At 43.6% G+C, this 18,855-nt stretch carries 16 protein-coding genes; 12 read left to right on the top strand and 4 right to left on the bottom strand.

The genetic code is table 11. The features are described from left to right. Positions 1-130 precede the first annotated feature (130 nt). The 3 genes from L4D20_RS16590 to L4D20_RS16580 all read left to right on the top strand — a co-directional run bounded on the left by L4D20_RS16590 (position 131) and on the right by L4D20_RS16580 (position 5,300). Positions 131-1,351, top strand: coding sequence for an argininosuccinate synthase (locus L4D20_RS16590; RefSeq protein WP_428802701.1), 1,221 nt, complete (start codon positions 131-133; stop codon positions 1,349-1,351). 284 nt (positions 1,352-1,635) lie between these two features. Beyond that, positions 1,636-3,510: an argininosuccinate lyase gene (argH, locus tag L4D20_RS16585; protein ID WP_428802700.1), complete on the top strand. Its 1,875-nt coding sequence runs from the start codon at positions 1,636-1,638 to the stop codon at positions 3,508-3,510. Positions 3,511-3,836: 326 nt separating this feature from the next. Then, the gene (locus L4D20_RS16580; protein ID WP_428802699.1) at positions 3,837-5,300 is read left to right on the top strand and encodes an alkaline phosphatase family protein; all 1,464 of its coding nucleotides are present in this window, start codon (positions 3,837-3,839) and stop codon (positions 5,298-5,300) included. Positions 5,301-5,350: 50 nt separating this feature from the next. On the opposite strand, the gene L4D20_RS16575 is transcribed toward L4D20_RS16580, so the two are convergent. Then, positions 5,351-5,644, bottom strand: coding sequence for a DUF3624 domain-containing protein (locus tag L4D20_RS16575; protein WP_428802698.1), 294 nt, complete (start codon positions 5,642-5,644; stop codon positions 5,351-5,353). 66 nt (positions 5,645-5,710) lie between these two features. On the opposite strand from L4D20_RS16575, the gene L4D20_RS16570 reads away from it, so the two are divergent. Further along, positions 5,711-6,058: a RidA family protein gene (locus L4D20_RS16570; RefSeq protein ID WP_428802697.1), complete on the top strand. Its 348-nt coding sequence runs from the start codon at positions 5,711-5,713 to the stop codon at positions 6,056-6,058. A gap of 90 nt (positions 6,059-6,148) precedes the next feature. On the opposite strand, the gene L4D20_RS16565 is transcribed toward L4D20_RS16570, so the two are convergent. Together L4D20_RS16565 and L4D20_RS16560 are read right to left on the bottom strand one after the other, a co-directional pair. After that, positions 6,149-7,621 carry a dihydrolipoyl dehydrogenase gene (locus tag L4D20_RS16565; RefSeq protein WP_428802696.1) on the bottom strand — a complete coding sequence of 491 codons (1,473 nt, stop codon included), beginning with the start codon at positions 7,619-7,621 and terminating at the stop codon, positions 6,149-6,151. Between the two features lie 215 nt (positions 7,622-7,836). Then, positions 7,837-8,565 (bottom strand): glutathione peroxidase, encoded by a 729-nt coding sequence (locus tag L4D20_RS16560; protein WP_428802695.1) that lies wholly within the window; start codon positions 8,563-8,565, stop codon positions 7,837-7,839. Positions 8,566-8,773: 208 nt separating this feature from the next. Here L4D20_RS16560 and oxyR point away from each other — a divergent pair, with 208 nt between their 5' ends. Then, positions 8,774-9,670: a DNA-binding transcriptional regulator OxyR gene (oxyR, locus tag L4D20_RS16555; protein ID WP_428802694.1), complete on the top strand. Its 897-nt coding sequence runs from the start codon at positions 8,774-8,776 to the stop codon at positions 9,668-9,670. An 89-nt stretch (positions 9,671-9,759) separates the two neighbouring features. On the opposite strand, the gene L4D20_RS16550 is transcribed toward oxyR, so the two are convergent. Next, positions 9,760-12,375 (bottom strand): penicillin-binding protein 1A, encoded by a 2,616-nt coding sequence (locus tag L4D20_RS16550; RefSeq protein WP_428802693.1) that lies wholly within the window; start codon positions 12,373-12,375, stop codon positions 9,760-9,762. Positions 12,376-12,535: 160 nt separating this feature from the next. Between L4D20_RS16550 and pilM the strand changes: the two genes are divergently transcribed. The 7 genes from pilM to aroB all read left to right on the top strand — a co-directional run bounded on the left by pilM (position 12,536) and on the right by aroB (position 18,853). Next, positions 12,536-13,534: a type IV pilus assembly protein PilM gene (gene pilM, locus L4D20_RS16545; RefSeq protein ID WP_428802692.1), complete on the top strand. Its 999-nt coding sequence runs from the start codon at positions 12,536-12,538 to the stop codon at positions 13,532-13,534. Next, positions 13,524-14,186, top strand: coding sequence for a PilN domain-containing protein (locus L4D20_RS16540; RefSeq protein WP_428802691.1), 663 nt, complete (start codon positions 13,524-13,526; stop codon positions 14,184-14,186). The genes pilM and L4D20_RS16540 overlap by 11 nt, the downstream gene beginning before the upstream one ends. Continuing rightward, a complete protein-coding gene (locus tag L4D20_RS16535; RefSeq protein WP_428802690.1) occupies positions 14,179-14,769 on the top strand; it encodes a type IV pilus inner membrane component PilO in 591 nt (196 codons plus the stop codon). The genes L4D20_RS16540 and L4D20_RS16535 overlap by 8 nt, the downstream gene beginning before the upstream one ends. After that, positions 14,759-15,274 carry a pilus assembly protein PilP gene (locus tag L4D20_RS16530; protein ID WP_428802689.1) on the top strand — a complete coding sequence of 172 codons (516 nt, stop codon included), beginning with the start codon at positions 14,759-14,761 and terminating at the stop codon, positions 15,272-15,274. Before L4D20_RS16535 ends, L4D20_RS16530 begins: the two co-directional genes overlap by 11 nt. A 99-nt stretch (positions 15,275-15,373) precedes the next feature. Beyond that, entirely contained in the window at positions 15,374-17,014 is a 1,641-nt protein-coding gene (locus L4D20_RS16525) for a type IV pilus secretin PilQ (RefSeq protein ID WP_428802884.1), read from the top strand. 188 nt (positions 17,015-17,202) lie between these two features. After that, positions 17,203-17,721 carry a shikimate kinase AroK gene (gene aroK, locus L4D20_RS16520; protein WP_428802688.1) on the top strand — a complete coding sequence of 173 codons (519 nt, stop codon included), beginning with the start codon at positions 17,203-17,205 and terminating at the stop codon, positions 17,719-17,721. Positions 17,722-17,746: 25 nt separating this feature from the next. After that, entirely contained in the window at positions 17,747-18,853 is a 1,107-nt protein-coding gene (gene aroB, locus L4D20_RS16515) for a 3-dehydroquinate synthase (RefSeq protein WP_428802687.1), read from the top strand. The last annotated feature ends 2 nt before the right edge of the window (positions 18,854-18,855 follow it).

Genomic DNA, 18,855 nt, shown 5'->3' with positions numbered 1-18,855 from the left:
CTGATGGAAGAGAGCATAGATAAAACGAATTAGGATCTTACGCATAGATGTGAGATTAAAAACAAACAATTTTAAATAGAAACCTTAGCACTGACCGCCAAGCGCAGCGCAAGGAATTTGGAGAAAGAAAATGAGCAAAGTTCAAGTTAAAAAAGTAGTTGTCGCATACTCTGGCGGTCTTGATACCTCAGTAATCATCCCATGGCTTAAAGAGAACTATGACTGTGAAGTGATAGCGTTTGTTGCAGATGTAGGCCAAGGCGCTGACGAGCTAGAAGGTATTGAAGCAAAGGCAAAAGCATCTGGTGCTTCTGAGTGTTACATCGCAGATCTTAAAGAAGAGATGGTGGCTGACTACATCTACCCAACGCTTAAAACCGGTGCTTACTACGAAGGTAAATACCTTCTAGGTACATCAATGGCGCGTCCGATTATTGCTAAAGCGCAAGTGGAAGTAGCACGTAAAGTTGGCGCTGACGCACTGTGTCACGGTTGTACTGGTAAAGGTAACGACCAAGTTCGTTTTGAAGGTGCATTTGCAGCCCTTGCACCAGACCTACATGTGATAGCCCCTTGGCGTGAATGGGATCTAGTAAGCCGTGAAGAGTGTCTAGATTACCTAGCGGAACGTAACATCCCTTGTACTGCTTCTCTTACAAAGATTTACTCACGTGATGCAAACGCATGGCACATCTCAACAGAAGGTGGTGTTCTAGAAGATACATGGAATGCGCCAAACGATGATTGCTGGGATTGGACCGTTGATCCAGAGAAAGCGCCAAACGAATCAGAGTCAGTGACGCTGAAAGTTGTTAAAGGTGAAGTCGTAGCTGTTGATGGTGAAGAGATGACGCCATACAACGCATTGGTTTACCTTAATGAAAAAGGTGCGAAGCACGGTGTTGGCCGTATCGATATCGTAGAGAACCGTTTGGTTGGCATGAAGTCTCGTGGCTGTTATGAAACTCCGGGTGGCACCATCATGATGGAAGCACTGCGCGCGGTAGAGCAATTGGTTCTTGATAAAGCGGCATTCGAATTCCGTGAAGAGCTAGGTGTTAAAGCTTCACACCTTGTCTACGATGGTCGTTGGTTCACTCCTCTTTGTAAGTCTATTCTTGCAGCAACAGAAGAGTTAGCTCAAGACGTTAACGGTGAAGTGGTTATCAAGCTTTACAAAGGCCACGCAACGGTGACACAAAAACGTTCTGCAAATAGCTTGTACTGTGAAGAGTTCGCGACATTTGGTGAAGATGAAGTTTACGACCAAAGCCACGCTGAAGGCTTTATTCGTCTTTACTCACTATCAAGCAGAATCAGAGCGCTTAATGAAGTGAAGAGAGCCAAATAGGTTCGCTTAAATAGACTTCAGCTCGTAATGAATAAAGAAAGCCCACTTGTTTTTGCAAGTGGGCTTTTCTTTTTCACAGTGTTTTAATCGGCAGTGGCTACGCATCAAAATATTAAATCGCATTTAAATTGAAAATATATGAATAATTATGTGAAATAAGTGCATTTTTACCTTGTTTTTATATTGAATTACTGTAAGTTTGAATCATACAAAAAGAGAAGCTGAATTTAATCAGAGTAGATCGTTGCACAAGCAGTAGATACTGAGCATTTAGGAGAGACACAATGGCATTATGGGGCGGTAGATTTACCCAAGCGGCAGACACTAGGTTCAAAGACTTTAACGATTCACTTCGCTTTGATTACCGATTGGCTGAGCAAGACATTGTTGGTTCTATTGCTTGGTCAAAAGCACTGCAATCTGTAGATGTTCTCAAAGAAGAAGAGCAGCAGAAGCTCGAGCTAGCACTCAATGAATTAAAACTCGAAGTGATGGAAGACCCTCATCAGATTTTGCGTTCTGATGCGGAAGATATTCACTCATGGGTTGAAACGCAACTGATTGGCAAAGTTGGTGACTTAGGTAAAAAGTTACACACTGGCCGTTCACGTAATGACCAAGTGGCGACAGACTTAAAATTATGGTGTCGTCAACAAGGTCAGCAGCTACTTATCGGTCTTGACCGTCTTCAAGCTAAAATGGTCGAGGTTGCCAGAGAGCACCAAGGGACTGTTTTACCAGGTTACACTCACTTACAACGTGCACAACCGGTTACGTTCGCTCACTGGTGCTTGGCTTATGTTGAGATGTTAGAGCGTGATTACTCTCGTTTGAGTGACGCGATTAAACGTCTTGATACCTGTCCTTTAGGTTCAGGTGCACTAGCTGGAACGGCGTATCCAATGGATCGTGAAGAGTTGGCGCATAATCTTGGGTTTCGTCGTGCAACACGTAACTCGCTAGATTCTGTATCTGACCGTGATCATGTGATGGAGCTAATGTCGATTGCTTCTATCTCAATGCTTCACCTTTCTCGTCTTGCAGAAGACATGATTTTCTATAACTCAGGTGAGTCAAACTTCATCGAGTTAGCGGATACCGTGACATCAGGATCGTCACTGATGCCACAAAAGAAAAACCCAGATGCATTGGAACTTATCCGTGGTAAAACAGGCCGTGTATATGGTTCATTAGCCGCGATGATGATGACAGTAAAAGCATTGCCACTGGCTTACAACAAAGATATGCAAGAAGACAAGGAAGGGCTGTTTGATGCGCTTGATACTTGGAATGATTGTATGGAAATGGCAGCGCTTTGTTTCGAAGGCATTAAAGTCAACGGTGAACGTACGCTAGAAGCGGCAAAACAGGGTTACGCAAACTCAACAGAACTTGCTGATTACCTAGTGGCGAAAGATATCCCGTTCCGTGAGGCTCATCATATTGTGGGGGTGGCGGTTGTTGGAGCGATAGCCAAAGGCTGTGCGCTCGAAGAATTATCAATTGCTGAACTCAAAGAGTTTTCAGATGTGATTGAAGATGATGTTTATGACATCTTGACCATCGACTCCTGTTTGGAAAAACGTAGCGCATTGGGTGGCGTATCACCGAAGCAAGTCGCTTACGCGGTAGATCAGGCAAATAAACGTCTGGCTCAACGTGATACCTCAGCAGTTAAAGTACGTGCTGCGCGTCTTACTGATATCGAATCATTAGAAGGCATGGTCGCTTACTGGGCGAATATGGGTGAGAACCTACCTCGTTCACGTAATGAACTGGTGCGTGATATTGGCTCGTTTGCTGTGGCTGAGCATCATGGTGAAGTGACAGGTTGTGCATCACTCTATGTGTATGACTCTGGCTTAGCTGAAATTCGTTCGCTCGGCGTCGAAGCTGGTTGGCAGGGGCAGGGACAAGGTACGGCTATTGTTCAGCACCTTGTTGAGAAAGCGCGTCAAATGGCGATTAAGAAAGTATTCGTTTTGACTCGTACACCTGAGTTCTTTATGAAGCACAGCTTTATTCCAACATCTAAATCGCTGCTACCTGAGAAAGTCCTGAAGGATTGTGATCAGTGTCCTCGTCAGCACGCTTGTGATGAAGTTGCGTTGGAAGTGAACTTGGTTGAACAGATCATTGCCAAAGTGAATGTGGCTTAAAGAGCATTTGGTCGTTATGTAAGCGATTGAATAAAAGGCCGAAAAATAAAACTTAAAAAAAGATCAAAAAAGATCCTCTTTTAAAGGAACTAATGAGAAAAGCGGTAGTCCTAATATGTACCACTGCTTTTTCTTAGAAGAATCTAAGAAGGCCCCGCACCAGATTTGGCTGCGGGGCTTTTTTCTTTTTATCGGTTCACACTCTCTTATCCCCTATGCTTATTACTGATGATGTGTTGTCAAATAAGCTTCAATAATCATTCATTAAACTGATATATAGCTTGGCTACCTTTGTTTGCGGACATTCATCCCATCGGAGAGAAGTAGTGAAAGGATTTCAACTAGGTTTAGCATTAAGCGGACTTGTCGCATCGACAGTGACAATGGCGCAACTGCCTCAACAGAGCGACACTTGGTACACGCAAGGGCGCAGTGCGATTGCTGCAGCAAAAGAACTTCAACCGATCAATGGACCGGCAAAGAACGTCATTCTATTTGTTGGCGATGGCATGAGTGTCGGCACAATGACTGCCGCTCGAATTTATGCAGGACAAAATCAAGGGATGAAAGGGGAAGAGTACTCGCTCGCAATGGAGAGCCTACCTCATACTGCACTCGCTAAAACTTACAATACCGATATGCAAACGCCAGATTCGGCGGGAACAGCGACCGCCATGGTTGCAGGTGTGAAAACCAAGGCGGGCGTGATCAGCGTGAATGATAACGTTCAGCGGGGGTTTTGTAGCAGCATGAAAGGTAATGAAGTGAAAACGGCCTTTCAATCAGCAGCAGAAAAAGGGTTATCTCTTGGTGTGGTGTCCACCGCACGTTTAACCCACGCCACGCCTGCGGTGACTTTTGCTCACAGTGCCGACCGAAACTGGGAAAACGATGCAGTGATGCCTAACATTGCTAAGAATAATGGCTGTAAAGACATCGCTAGTCAGTTTGTTGAATTTGATTATGGCAATGGTTTTCAAGTTGCTTTTGCTGGTGGTCGCCGTGAATTTCTACCTGTCGATCATCTTGATCCGGAAGGCCAAAAGGGCAAGCGCAAAGATAATCGAAACCTGATTGAAGAGTGGCAAGAGCGCTACCCACAAGGCCAGTATGTCTATGACCGTAAAGGTTTCGACAAATTAACAGGTAAAGAGCGTGCATTTGGCCTGTTTGAAAGCAGCCACATGCAGTATGAGTCGGATCGTAAGCTAAACGACAAAGAACCGTCTTTGGCTGAAATGACCGATAAGGCGATTCAAATCTTAGCCAACAATGAAAATGGTTATATTCTGATGGTCGAAGCGGGGCGAATTGATCATGCTCACCATGATGGCAATGCGGCGAGAGCATTAGAAGATACCATCGCTTTTGATGATGCAATTCGTCTTGCGATGAAAAATACCAATCCACAAGAAACTTTAATTATCGTTACCGCTGACCATGCACATACTTTGATTTCAAATGGTTATGCAGAGCGTGGCAACCCAATCTTGGGGTTGTCTAAGCAGAAAGGTAAGCTCAATCAAGATGACTTTGGTAAGAACTACACGACTCTTGCTTACGGTAATGGACCGGGCGCGGTAAAAGGTGAGCGTGACAACCCAACAGCGGAAGAAGTGAAGAAGCTAGATTACTTGCAACAAGCATTGGTTAAGCTCAGTTCAGAAACACACTCTGGTGAAGACGTCGCGATATTTGCTCGTGGCCCGCAGGCTTGGTTATTTCAAGGCGTGGTAGAACAGCACTACATTTACCATGTGATTGATGAGGCGCTTAAGCTTAACCGATAGTGCGAAAGCTCAATCGAAAATGAAACAGAGTAAACGGTAATAACAAAACTCTAGTGCTTGCCTGAAGTGCTGGAGTTTTTTTTATCCTCTCTCTTTTTCAGTTGGTTCTCTTGGTAGGGAATCACAATAAACTTCATCCATAGGTGCAAGAACAGTAAGCAGTTAAAGGCAAAGCCCGCCATGATCAATGCAATAGATTCGATACTAAAAGGGGTTTCTCGGCAGGTGAACCACCAGACCACGCCACACAAAACAGACAGTGATGTAAGCTGATCCATACATCGTTTACAGCGACCAATTTTTTTCCAAAACCAACCGGGCTTATCACACGTTTTACATGTCATGAAGATTGCTTATTAGGTAGTATATAAGCCAATAGAATATCGCAAATAAACAAGAAAGTGAGCAAAATGATTGAACGTCTAGAAACTAAGCAGCGCATGAGCCGTATCGTTAAACACAACGGTACGATCTATTTATGTGGTCAAGTTTGTGCCGATGCTGAAAAGGGCATTAAAGAGCAAACTCAAACCATGCTAGATAAAGTGGAAGCACTGTTAGAGCAAGCGGGCAGTAATAAAGAGCACATGCTGTCAGCGACTATTTATCTAAAAGATATGAAAGACTTTAAAGAGATGAATGAGGTTTGGGATCATTGGGTTCCAGAAGGTCATGCACCTGCTCGAGCTTGTGTTACTGGAGACATGGCTCGTGAAGCGCTATTGGTTGAGATCTCTGTGATTGCGGCTGAAAAGTAATTTCTACTTTCTTTCGAAAAGTAAAAAGCGAGCACCTTACAAAGGGACTCGCTTTTTGTCTATTTAGAGTTCATTAATTGGATAAAGCAATTAACAGCCTGGTCCACAGTCTAGGCAATGTTTAACCATTTCCGGCCCTAAATGCAGTTTCGCGTTTAAATCACGCAGTGCAGTACGAACACCTTCTTCAATCACAGGGTGGTAGAAAGGCATATCCAGCATTTCAGAAACGGTCATCTTATTTTGGTGTGCCCAAGCTAATAGGTGCGCTAAGTGTTCAGCATTAGGTCCCATCAACTCTGCTCCAAGGAAGCGTCCTGTGCCTTGTTCACCGTAGACATGCAAAATACCCTTGTTACGTAGCATGACACGTGAACGACCTTGATTTTCAAAAGAGACTTCACCTGTTGCAAAACATCCGCATGTGCCAAGACGTTGCTCTAGCTGTTTAAAGGTTTCACCGACCATCGCTATTTGAGGGTCAGAAAAAACTGCTGAGATAACAGAGCGACGTAGGCCTGCTCGAATATCAGGGAATCGACCCGCATTATCACCTGCGATTCGCGCCTGGTCTGCCGCTTCATGCAGCAGTGGAATCTGGTTGCTAGCGTCACCGGCAATAAAGATGCTTTCGACCGATGTTTGCAGCGTGTAGTAATCCGCTGTTGGGACGCCGCGATCATCAAGCTCTAGACTTGTAGTTTCAAGCGCCAGCTTATCAACGTTTGGACGACGACCAGTCGCCGCTAATACGTAATCAACAATGAAGGTTTCGAGTTCACCATCGTGGTTGATGAACATGATTTCTACTTTGTCCGTTTCGTTGCCATTGGAATCGAGTACGCGTCGCATAGTTTCGATTTTCACATCAGCATCAAGATAGAACTCTTCTTTGAATGCTTTGTCTGCGTAAGCCATCACTTCAGGGTCGGTGATTGGACCTACTTGTCCACCCAAACCAAACAGCTTTACCTTAACGCCTAAACGATGAAGAGATTGACCTAATTCTAGGCCGATAACACCAGGGCCAAATACGGCAACAGCTTCAGGTAGGTCATCCCAATCAAAGACATCATCATTAATCACTAAGCGATCGCCGAGTTCGTTCCAAACCGCAGGGTAAGCAGGGCGAGAGCCTGTTGCAATAACAATGCGCTTAGCGGTAATCGTCGTATGGTCATCCACAATTAGAGTATTGTTATCAATGAACTTCGCGTAGCCAATAATTTTGTCTTCCGCTGGGATTTCATCAACACCTTCAACAACAAAGCCAACGAAGCGGTCACGTTCACGCTTAACACGGTCCATCACTTCACGACCGTTAATGATGGTATCACCTTGAGGGTAAACGCCAAATCCAGGTGCTTTCTCAATTTGGTGAACACTTTCAGCCGCTGCTATAAGTAACTTAGAAGGCATACAACCAACACGAGCGCAGGTTGTGCCAAATGGGCCACCTTCAATCATCACGACACTGGTTGTATTTGCTTTTGCTGCTCGATAAGCGCCTAAACCTGCAGTACCACCACCAATAACAGCTACATCTACGTTTAATTGTTTCATAATGACTTCTCTAATTATGTTTCTAATGCCTTTAAATAAAGGCGAAAGGAAAATTTATTGTATTGACGAGTTCTATATTGAAGTGACCTTATGTGACGAAATAAGCCTAAAAGTCACTTGGATATAGCTCGTTATCTAGATATTGCTTGTTATCTAGCTAGAGATACCTAGTGCCCGATACACTAGGTAACTATTTTTCAAAGAGTTAGGAGGAATTAACCTAGGTAAGTCTCTAGCTCTTCGCTACCACCGATGTGCTTACCGCCGATGAAGACTTGAGGAACGGTTGCTTTACCGGTTACAGCGCGAAGACTCACTGTTGTAGCGTCTTTACCAAGTACCACTTCTTCGTAGTTCAAACCTTTGTCGATTAGTGTTTGTTTCGCTTTCACACAGAATGGGCAGCCCGGCTTGGTGAAGACAGTGATTGATTCTTGTGTTTTGTAGTCTGGTGCAATATGGCCAAGCATTGTGTCCGCATCAGAAACTTTGAACGGGTCGCCTGGTTCGTTAGCTTCGATGAACATTTTCTCTACCACGCCATCTTTCACTAACATGCTGTAGCGCCATGAACGCTTGCCAAAGCCAAGGTCATTTTTGTCGACTAGCATGCCCATGCCGTCAGTGAACTCAGTGTTGCCATCTGGAATGAAAGTAATGTTGTCCGCTTCTTGGTCATTTTTCCAAGCGTTCATTACAAACGTATCGTTCACTGAGACACATAGAATTTCGTCTACACCGTGCTCTTGGAATACAGGGAACAGTTCGTTGTAGCGTGGAAGGTGGCTTGAAGAACATGTTGGTGTGAATGCACCTGGCAAGCTAAATACGATAACGGTTTTGCCTTTAAAAAGTTCTTCAGTTGTTACGTTTACCCAAGCATCACCTTGACGAGTTGGAAAAGTAACTTGTGGTACGTTTTGGCCTTCTTTAGATGTAAACATAATCATTTCCTATCTTTAAATATTGCTGAATTAGTTTGAAGTCTTAATCAGCGTTTTGCTGTGCTCCGTTTTGTTGAAGCTATTATTGATAATTTCCTTTGATAGGGATAATCGTTTGGTGCTATCGTTTCGATAGGAATTTTCTATTAGGGTAATTAGACCATTGAGGTCAATCGACCTTAATTAGTTGATATTGAGTAGAGCAGATATGAACATTCGTGATTTAGAGTATTTGGTGGCACTGGCTGAGCATCAGCACTTTCGCAAAGCTGCAGAGTCGTGCTTTGTTAGCCAACCTACGTTGAGTGGGCAAATACGCAAACTAGAAGATGAAATTGGTAGCGCATTGTTAGAGCGTAATAGCCGTAAGGTCTTGTTTACTGACTCTGGATTACAGCTTGTTGAACAAGCCAAAGTCATCCTTGGTGAGGTGAAACGGTTCAAAGATATGGCGAGCGGTCAAAGCGGTGAAATGGTAGGCCCGATGCAAATTGGTTTTATTCCAACTGTTGGTCCATACATATTGCCAAAGATCATCCCGCAGCTTAAATCCACTTACCCTGAATTAGAGATGTTTCTTCATGAATCTCAAACCCATGACTTAGTAAGAAAGCTTCAAGACGGAAAGCTCGATTGTTTGGTCTTGGCTTCGGTAGCAGAAACCGCACCGTTTAAAGAGATTGAACTCTATGAGGAGTCACTTGCTCTGGCTGTGCCTTGTGATCATGAGTGGGCAGGATTAGAGTTTCTTAATGTGGAAGAGCTTAACGGGCGTACTGTTTTGATGCTCGGAGATGGTCACTGTTTGCGTGACCAAGCATTAGGTTACTGTTTTGCCGCGGGTGCAAAAGAAGATAAACGCTTTAAAGCGACCAGTTTAGAGACACTACGAAATATGGTCGCAGCCGGTGGGGGGATTACATTGCTGCCGGAGCTTTCCGTGCCAAAAGAGTCAACTAAGGACGGAGTGTGTTACGTGAAAAAAATGGACCCACAGCCTTCACGCAAAATAGTATTGGCTTACCGTGCTGGCTCACCATTACGTGCTCGCTTTGAGCTACTTGGAAAAACCATTAATGAAATTTTGCAGGCTGAATCGGTATAGATTTACGCTTTATAGATGCAGTTAAAGCAGAGAAAAGAAAAAGGGTTGGCTATCATAGCCAACCCTTTGATTTTTAATTAAACGATTCGTTAGAACAGCTCTTCACTACCACCAGAGCTTGAGTAAATCGTGTCAGTGATTGATTCCTCAACAAACTCTGTTGGCTCTGTCCCTTCTAGGAAATATTCAAACATAGAGCTTGAATCAAACTTATTGGTTAACAGGCCTGAGTCTCGGTCTATACGTACACGAACAATATTTTTTGGCAGTTGCTTACGTTGAATAGGGACGCCATCTAGTGCGACTTCCATAAAGTCTACCCAAGCTGGTTGAGCCGTTTTAGCGCCAGCTTCACCACCAGTAATCTGATTCTTACCGAGATTTTTATTTGCGGTTGTTTTGCCTAATTTACGGTTGTGATTGTCAAAGCCAACCCAAGATATAGCGACCATTCCGGGTCCATAACCGTTGTACCAAGCATCTTTAGAGTCATTGGTTGTCCCTGTCTTACCACCAATATCACGGCGTTTCAGAGGCTGTGCGCGCCAACCTGTACCATTCCAACCTGTGCCATTACTCCAGTTACCGCCACCCCAAACGTTGCTGTACATCATCTCACGCATTAAAAATGCGGTTTGTTCAGAAAGAACTTGAGGTGCATATTGCGGCTCTTGTGGGTCAAGACTTGGTTCAACATCTTGCTCCATAAACTCATTATCACTGACATCGGCTTGATGTTGAGTCGGAATATCACAATCTTGACGGCATATGACTTTCGGCGTTGCTTGCCATTCAATGTCACCAAATCGGCTCTCTACTCGGCTGATGTAAAACGGGTCAACGTAGTATCCGCCATTGGCAAAGACAGAGTAACCTTGAGCCATTTTAACCGGCGTTAAGCTACCTGCACCCAGAGCGATGGTTTCAGAACGAGGAAGCTCATCAATTTCAAAACCAAACCGAGTCAGGTACTCTCGCGTCTCATCAAGCCCGACAGCGCGCAGTACACGTACTGCCATGACGTTCTTAGATTGAGCTAAACCAATACGAACACGAGTTGGACCAATATACGTTGGTGGCGAGTTTCTTGGGCGCCATGCAGTACCTTGGCTTTTATCCCACTGGTTAATAGGGGCATCGTTAATCAGTGTTGCCAGTGTCATGCCTTCATCCATCGCCGCAGCGTAGATAAACGGTTTGATGCTCGAGCCTACCTGACGTACCGATTGAGTAGCGCGGTTGAATTTGTTATGAACAAAGTTAAAGCCACCGACCAATGACAAGACAGCACCATTTTCAGGATTCATAGCAACAAAAGCTGTGTTGGCATTAGGAACTTGGCTTAGTCGCCAAACTGCACTCGCTTTTTCAGCTTCTTCTTGTGCTTCTAACTCTTCTAATGTGAGTTCGTTATTTGTTTCAGTACTAATCGCTTCTTCATCTTGAACAGCAATATTACGAACCCAGATTTGTTCACCAATCGCTAAAACATCACTAGCTTCTTTTGGTTCAGGACCTTGACGGTCATCGGTCAAGAAACGGCGAGCCCAGCTTATCTCTTCCCACTTTATCTCTTGTGGACCATAGTTTTTGACCCACACATAAGCCGTGTTATCACGGATATCAGTCACGATAGCTGGAAGTAGAGAACCATACGACGGCTCTCTTGAAAGGTGACGGTTAAACTCTTTTTCAGTAGAAAGTGTTTGTTCATCAGTCCAGATTACTTTTTCTGCACCACGGTAACCATGTCGTTCGTCGTAGGCGATGAGATTATTAATCGCTGCTTCGTTAGCTGCGGCTTGAAGCTTAGAATCTACCGTGGTGTAGATGCTCATGCCTTGTGTATAAGCATCTTCGCCATGTTGCTCAACCATCCAAGCACGTGCCAATTCAGCGACGTATGGTGCTCTTAGCTCTATTTCGGCGCTGTGATAGCGTGATTCAATTTCTTCAGCACGAGCGTCATCAAACTCAGCCTGAGTGATGTATTGCTCATCAAGCATTCGACGAAGAACAACATTACGACGGTGTGTTGCACGTTCTAGTGAATAAATAGGGTTCATGGTCGATGGTGCTTTTGGCATGCCGGCTAAGGTCGCCAATTGACTCAGTGTCAGCTCATCAAGGTTATGACCAAAATAGGTTTGAGCGGCAGCGCCAAAGCCGTAAGAGCGGTGACCTAGGAAGATCTTATTCACGTAAAGCTGCATGATCTCCTGCTTGGTCAAAGACTGCTCAATGTGAAGCGCCAATACGATCTCTTTAACTTTTCGGATGATCTTTTTTTCGTTCGATAAGAAAAAGTTACGCGCAAGCTGCTGCGTAATAGTACTTGCACCTTGCTTCGCTGAACCAGACATGGCGACCACGACTGCAGCACGAGCAATACCAATTGGGTCTATGCCGTAGTGGCTGTAAAAGCGGCTGTCTTCGGTGGCGATAAGCGCTTCGATAAGATGCTGCGGAATTTCATCATATTCCACTGGCACTCGACGTTTTTCACCAAATTGGGCGATGAGTTTGTTGTCTTGGCTAAACACCTGCATTGGCGCAGCGAGTTCAATGTGGCGTAACTTTTCCACATCGAACAACTTATCTTTGATTAATTCATTTTTTGCATAGTAATAGACGCCAACAATCGTACTGACCCCAAGAATCGTGCAAACCAATGTGAATATAAATAGTCGCTTTATGAACTTCACCGAAGAATCCCTGATTAGTAGAGGTGGCAACTATGCAACCCCTTGTATTCTAAAATAAAAAATAACTTAAATTTTAAGTGATGGTGCTAAGGCTAGCAACGAAGTCTATTGATAGCAATGAAACCTATTAATAGTAAATAAAGTCACTGGAGCAAAACACATGGGTAAATCATTAATAACTGGTATAGATATTGGTCACTATAGTATTAAAGCCGTAGTCTTAAAGCCAGTGAGTGATGGATATTCACTAATTAGTTTTACAGAACTACCAATTTCAACAAGCGTATTCTCTGATAATCACACAGTTAATTATCATGAAATTGTAAAGAAACTAAAAGAACTAAGAAAGGCTCTCCCTTTATTTAGTCGTCGTGTCGCGATCGCTATCCCTGATAACGCAGTGATCAGCAAGGTTCTACAGATTGATAGTGACCTTGATGAACGAGAAACTGAATTTGCTATCTATCAAGCGTTTTCCCATCAATCTCCCTTTCCTATTGAAGAGCTTAGTCTTGATTTTGTCCGTAGTGATAAGGCAAGCAAAACGCCAACTGTTGCCTATCAAGTCTATGCCACTAAAAAAGAGGTGATAGATAGCCGCTATAGCGCAGCAAAAAAAGCAGGCTTCACTCCCGTTGTATTTGATGTGCAAGCGCATAGCTTAGTCAGCATGTGGCAACTGGCTGCAAGCCAATCGAATAATCATGATTGGTTGTTGGTTGATATTGGCTATACCCAAACCTCTCTGTGTATGGATTTTTCGAATAAGCCCCCGTTTAGTAAAGAGATCGCGCTGGGGACTCAGTTTATGGATTTAGAGCCCTCCTCAATGAATGCGCAGATTGAAAATAGGAGTGAGCAGTTTATTCAGCTGGTGATTGAAAGGATTCAAAGACAAATGCAGATGTTGTTATCAGTGAGTGGATTACCTGCTGTTCAGGGCATTTGGCTATCGGGTGGTGGCGCTGCAACGCCCAATTTAACGGAAGAGATTGCCCATCGTTTAAAAATCGAGTGCCAGGTTTTTAATCCTTTAAGTTTATTTAGCGGTAAAACGCCTCGAAAGTCCCATCGTCATAATGATCTCAATTGCTTTAGTGCGGCTGCAGGCATTGCGATAAGAGCTAATGACTGGTTGGAGACGACTCATGTTGCATAGTGTGAACCTATTATCTTGGCGAGATGAGAAGCGCGAGAAGCATAAAAGACGCTTTGTAAGCCTTGTCATTTTAGCGCTGTTGATTGCCTTTTTACTCCAATACGCTGTTGGTTGGTATTTCAACGGTGAGCTTCGCAAGCAGCAAGGAAGAATCAACTATTTCACTCACTATATTGAGCAGCTAGATCGGCGTATTGATGATCTAAAGCTAACCGAGCAAGATCATAGCGCTCTGTTAACCCGCTTATCTGTCGTTGAACGTTTGCAGCAGTCACGCAATAAAAGCACCGACTTCATGATTGAAATACAAATGCTTGTGCCAGAAGGGGTGTACGTAGACAAAATAAAACTGAATGGTGATGAAATTGAAATGAAGGGGATCAGTGATAGCACTGCTCACCTTGCGACCATGTTAGATAATTTAGAAAAGTCGTCATTTCTGTCAGATGTTGAGATGCACTCTATTGTTCATGATCAGAAGCGTTTTGAACAAAACTTCCATACCTTCAAGGTCTCGTTTCGAATTGCTGTTAACCCTGATCACCCAGAAGAGGACAATGTGAAGTTAAGTGCTCGGTTATATAACGGTGCATTGTTGAAGAAAGAAGAACGGTTGAGAATGAATCCATCATTAAGGAGGGTACATGGCTAATTTTAAAGATCTTGATATTGATGAGATTGCCGAGTGGCCTTTGATTCCGCAGTTAGGGACGTTAGTGCTGTTGATTTTAGTTTTTCAGGGGGTTGGTGGCTGGTTCTATGTTTTGCCAAAACAAGAGAGTCTTGATGAGCTGAAACGACAAGAGCAAATACTGAAATCCACGTTAAGAATCAAAGCGAATAAAGTTGCGACACTGCCCAAGTTAAAGGTTCAACTTGATGAGCTTCAAGAGCGATATGACTACTTAATGCGGCAATTACCTGAGCAAAAAGAGCTGGCGAGTATGCTGGCATCTGTTAACGAGTTTGGATTAAAGAATTCGCTCACTTTTACTCGAATAGACTGGGGACAGAAACAAAATCAAGAGTTCCTCTATCGTTTACCGCTCAACATCGAATTGACAGGAAGCTACAACAATATCGGTCAGTTCTCAGAAGCGATTGCCAACCTGCCCCGCATTATCGTGTTAGAAGATATTGATTGGCAGCGAGTGAGCCAAGAGAGCAGCACGCTTCACTTTCGAGTGCGCGCTTACACCTACCAATTTAAATCGGAGGTGAAAGATGAAGGTTAACTCATTCTGTTTGTTATTGGGCGCGACTCTACTTGTCGGCTGCAATGCTAATCAAGAGTCTATTGATGAGTATATTCAGACGGTTGAATCTCAGGCTCGTATCGATGTTGAACAGCTCACGCCGATTATCACTTTCCAAGCATCACCCTACCAAAGTAGAGGTCTTCGCGAACCTTTTATTCTTCCCATTGCGGCGCTTGTGCAAGAGCAACCCATCGCTAAAAAAGATTGTTGGCAGCCAAGTAAACGCAATAAGTCTGGGCAGCTCGAACGTTACCCCATTAGCAAATTAAAGCTAAAAGGGGTGATGGGGAGTTCCGGCCAGATCTCGGCCTTAATACAAACCCCAAAAGGTCAGGTGGTTAAGGTTGGTAAAGGGCAGTTTGTTGGCTTGAATAATGGCCGAGTAACAAAGGTTACGTCGAAATACTTACTGATTAACGAAACCTTGCCCGATGGACTTGGTTGTTGGAACAAGCGCAACGTCAGGCTTGCTCTTAAATAGAATTACTTGTTTTGAGATATCATCATGATTAAAGGATTAACGATTAAAATGGCTACAGTTCCTCGTCAGCTCCTATTTGGCTTGTTGGTTATAACATCCATGTTATTTGGTAGTGCCTTAGCAGCAGAAGCCAATCAACTAAAGAACATCGATTTTCGCGTTGATGGCGATAAAAACGCTCGAATTATTATTGAGCTTGCATCGCAATCTTCTGTAGTTGATGTACAAAAAGTACAGGAAGGATTAAGCATTGAGTTATTAAAAACAGATGTGAGTGATGCCCAGCTCTATCTGCTCGATGTGAAAGACTTTGCGACATCGGTTGAAAGCGTTGAAGTGTTTCGCAAAGAACCAAGCACTTTACTGGTGGCATCCATTATCGGTGACTATGACTACAACTACAGTTTGAAAGGCAAATACTTAGAAATAGTGATCAGCCCGTTAAAGGAAGAGCAGGCACCTAACAAGGCGAGCTTGCTTGAAAGAGAAGGCAAGCTAATCTCAATCAACTTCCAAGATATTCCTGTGCGTAATGTGTTGCAGCTTATTGCGGAATACAATGAGTTTAACTTGGTGGTGTCTGATTCGGTCACTGGTAATCTGACATTGCGTCTTGATGGTGTTCCATGGCAGCAGGTGCTGGATATTATCTTGCAAGTTAAAGGGCTGGATAAACGAGTCGATGGCAATGTTATTTTGGTTGCTCCAACCGCGGAGCTTGATTTGCAAGAGCAACAGAAGCTAGAAAAATCTCGCCTAGCAGAAGAGTTAGGCAACCTCTCTTCCGATATTATTAAAATCAACTTTGCCAAAGCATCAGATATCGCCGATATGATTGGCGGTGATGGCACTGTGAGTATGCTCTCTGATCGAGGTTCAATCACAGTTGATGAAAGAACAAACTCACTATTAATGCGTGAACTACCAGAAAACATCGAGATCATTCGAGAGATTATTGCTTCACTGGATATTCCTGTTAAACAGGTTCAAATAGAGGCAAGAATTGTAACGATTAATGAAGGTAATATGGATGAACTAGGCGTACGTTGGGGCTTTACTAATACGAATGGTGATAACACTGTCGGAGGGTCTATTGAGAGTAATTTATGGCAAAAAGGCTTATTAGCAGGGGATGAGCTACCCATTGATGACTTTCTTAATGTGAATTTAGGAGCGACATCAGCCAATGCCTCTTCAATAGCTTTTCAAGTGGCAAAGTTAGGATCGGACATGCTACTTGATTTAGAGCTATCTGCACTGCAAAGAGAATCCAAAGCCGAAATTATTTCCAGCCCACGTCTTATTACAACCAATAAAAAGCCGGCTTATATTGAGCAAGGTACAGAAATTCCCTATTTGGAATCGTCTTCAAGTGGAGCGACGACTATCGCCTTTAAAAAAGCGGTATTAAGTTTAAAGGTGACACCCCAAATAACACCAGACAATCGATTAGTGCTGGACTTGAGTGTGACTCAAGATAGACCGGGAGAAGTTGTTAAGACGGGAACAGGAGAGGCTGTGGCTATCGATACACAGCGAATTGGCACGCAAGTATTGGTTAATAATGGTGAAACAGTGGTGCTTGGGGGAATTTATCAACACAGCACAACGAATTCTGTTGATAAGGTTCCACTACTTGGTGATCTCCCTTTATTAGGGGCTTTATTCCGCCGAACTTATGAGCAAAAAGGCAAAAGCGAGCTGTTAATTTTCGTCACTCCGAAAGTAATTCTTCAGTAGTGGAGAATAAATAATCGCGATCAACAAAAAATAAAGTTGCATTAGTGGCATCAGATCTAGATAATTTCGGGTCTTATCACGAAATATCTGTGAGGAATAGGTGCCACAAGCAAATATAAGGCCTGAGAATATCGGGTTACTCTTGTGGCGATGTCATTGAATTAACGATGTAAAATACTCCTAAAAACATGGCTGAGAAACGCAATATCTTTCTTGTCGGCCCAATGGGCGCCGGCAAAAGTACAATTGGTAGACACCTTGCACAACAACTGCATATGGAGTTTTTAGACTCTGATACAGTTATTGAAGAACGCACAGGTGCTGATATCGCATGGGTTTTTGATGTTGAGGGCGAAGAAGGCTTCCGTACGCGCGAAGAATCTGTCATTAACGATCTAACTGACAAGCAAGGCATTGTTCTTGCGACAGGGGGCGGCTCTGTAAATAGCAAGGATAACCGTAACCGTCTATCTGCACGAGGCATTGTTGTTTATCTTGAAACAACAATTGAAAAGCAACTTGCGCGTACTAATCGCGACAAGAAGCGCCCGCTGCTACAAACAGACAATCCTAGAGATGTATTAGAATCTTTGGCTGGTGAACGTAATAACCTCTATGAAGAAGTAGCGGATTATACGGTTCGTACCGATGACCAGAGTGCAAAAGTAGTAGCCAACCAGATCGTAAAAATGCTAGAAGAACGTTAAGTCGTTTTTTATCGGAGAGCAAACCATGGAACGGATTACGGTCAGTTTGGGCGAACGAAGCTACCCAATCTCTATCGGTGCCGGATTATTTAATAATTCGGCACAACTTTTTTCTTCTTATCTCGATCAAGAATTTTCTGCTTATCAGAAAGTAGTGGTTATCAGTAATGTGACCGTTGCTCCGCTTTATGCTGATCAAATTCTGACTAAGTTTAAAGAGCTTGGTTGTGATACGTCACTATTGGAATTACCTGATGGTGAACAATACAAGAGTCTCGATACCTTTAATCAAGTGATGAACTTCCTACTGGAAGGGAATTACAGCCGCGATGTCGTTGTGGTTGCGCTTGGTGGTGGGGTTATTGGTGATCTTGTTGGATTCTCGGCTGCGTGCTATCAGCGCGGAGTTGATTTTATTCAAATTCCTACCACATTACTTTCTCAAGTTGATTCTTCTGTTGGCGGCAAAACCGCTGTGAACCATCCACTTGGTAAAAATATGATTGGTGCATTTTACCAACCTAAATCCGTCATTATTGATACCAATTGCTTATCGACGCTACCTGAACGCGAGTTTGCGGCCGGCATCGCAGAAGTGATTAAGTACGGTATTATTTATGATGAAGCATTTTTCGTTTGGCTAGAAGATAATCTAGACAAGCTCTATGCTCTTGATAACGATGCACTAAATTACGCTATCTCTCGCTGCTGTGAAATCAAAGCGGAAGTTGTCGCTCAAGATGAAAAAGAGTCAGGCATTCGTGCTTTATTGAATCTAGGTCATACATTTGGTCATGCCATTGAGGCTGAACTAGGGTATGGTAAATGGTTGCATGGGGAAGCAGTTGCATCAGGTACAGTGATGGCCGCAAAGACAGCGCAGCTACAGGGTTTGATCTCTGAGCAGCAAGTTACGCGAATTATTTCTATACTGAAAAATGCCAAGCTACCTGTGCATACTCCTGAAAACATGGCTTTCAGCGATTTCATGAAGCATATGATGAGAGACAAAAAAGTATTGGCCGGAGAGCTTCGACTAGTATTGCCAACCAGTATTGGTACTGCAGACGTTGTTAAAGGCGTTCCAGAGTCTGTGCTTGAACAAGCCATTGATTTTTGTCGTAGCGTATAATT

The organism is Vibrio kyushuensis (assembly GCF_050337325.1).
GTDB classification, from domain to species: Bacteria; Pseudomonadota; Gammaproteobacteria; order Enterobacterales; family Vibrionaceae; genus Vibrio; species Vibrio kyushuensis.
This window is presented reverse-complemented; position numbering and strand designations above follow the sequence as displayed.

Coding starts and splice junctions, on each gene's coding strand:
- aroB (WP_428802687.1), top strand. CDS start 17,747: ATGGAACGGATTACGGTCAGTTTGGGCGAACGAAGCTACCCAATCTCT.
- L4D20_RS16530 (WP_428802689.1), top strand. CDS start 14,759: ATGAAGGTTAACTCATTCTGTTTGTTATTGGGCGCGACTCTACTTGTC.
- L4D20_RS16560 (WP_428802695.1), bottom strand. CDS start 8,565: ATGTTTACATCTAAAGAAGGCCAAAACGTACCACAAGTTACTTTTCCA.
- L4D20_RS16565 (WP_428802696.1), bottom strand. CDS start 7,621: ATGAAACAATTAAACGTAGATGTAGCTGTTATTGGTGGTGGTACTGCA.
- pilM (WP_428802692.1), top strand. CDS start 12,536: ATGGGTAAATCATTAATAACTGGTATAGATATTGGTCACTATAGTATT.
- argH (WP_428802700.1), top strand. CDS start 1,636: ATGGCATTATGGGGCGGTAGATTTACCCAAGCGGCAGACACTAGGTTC.
- L4D20_RS16575 (WP_428802698.1), bottom strand. CDS start 5,644: ATGACATGTAAAACGTGTGATAAGCCCGGTTGGTTTTGGAAAAAAATT.
- aroK (WP_428802688.1), top strand. CDS start 17,203: ATGGCTGAGAAACGCAATATCTTTCTTGTCGGCCCAATGGGCGCCGGC.
- L4D20_RS16525 (WP_428802884.1), top strand. CDS start 15,374: ATGTTATTTGGTAGTGCCTTAGCAGCAGAAGCCAATCAACTAAAGAAC.
- L4D20_RS16590 (WP_428802701.1), top strand. CDS start 131: ATGAGCAAAGTTCAAGTTAAAAAAGTAGTTGTCGCATACTCTGGCGGT.
- L4D20_RS16540 (WP_428802691.1), top strand. CDS start 13,524: ATGTTGCATAGTGTGAACCTATTATCTTGGCGAGATGAGAAGCGCGAG.
- oxyR (WP_428802694.1), top strand. CDS start 8,774: ATGAACATTCGTGATTTAGAGTATTTGGTGGCACTGGCTGAGCATCAG.
- L4D20_RS16570 (WP_428802697.1), top strand. CDS start 5,711: ATGATTGAACGTCTAGAAACTAAGCAGCGCATGAGCCGTATCGTTAAA.
- L4D20_RS16535 (WP_428802690.1), top strand. CDS start 14,179: ATGGCTAATTTTAAAGATCTTGATATTGATGAGATTGCCGAGTGGCCT.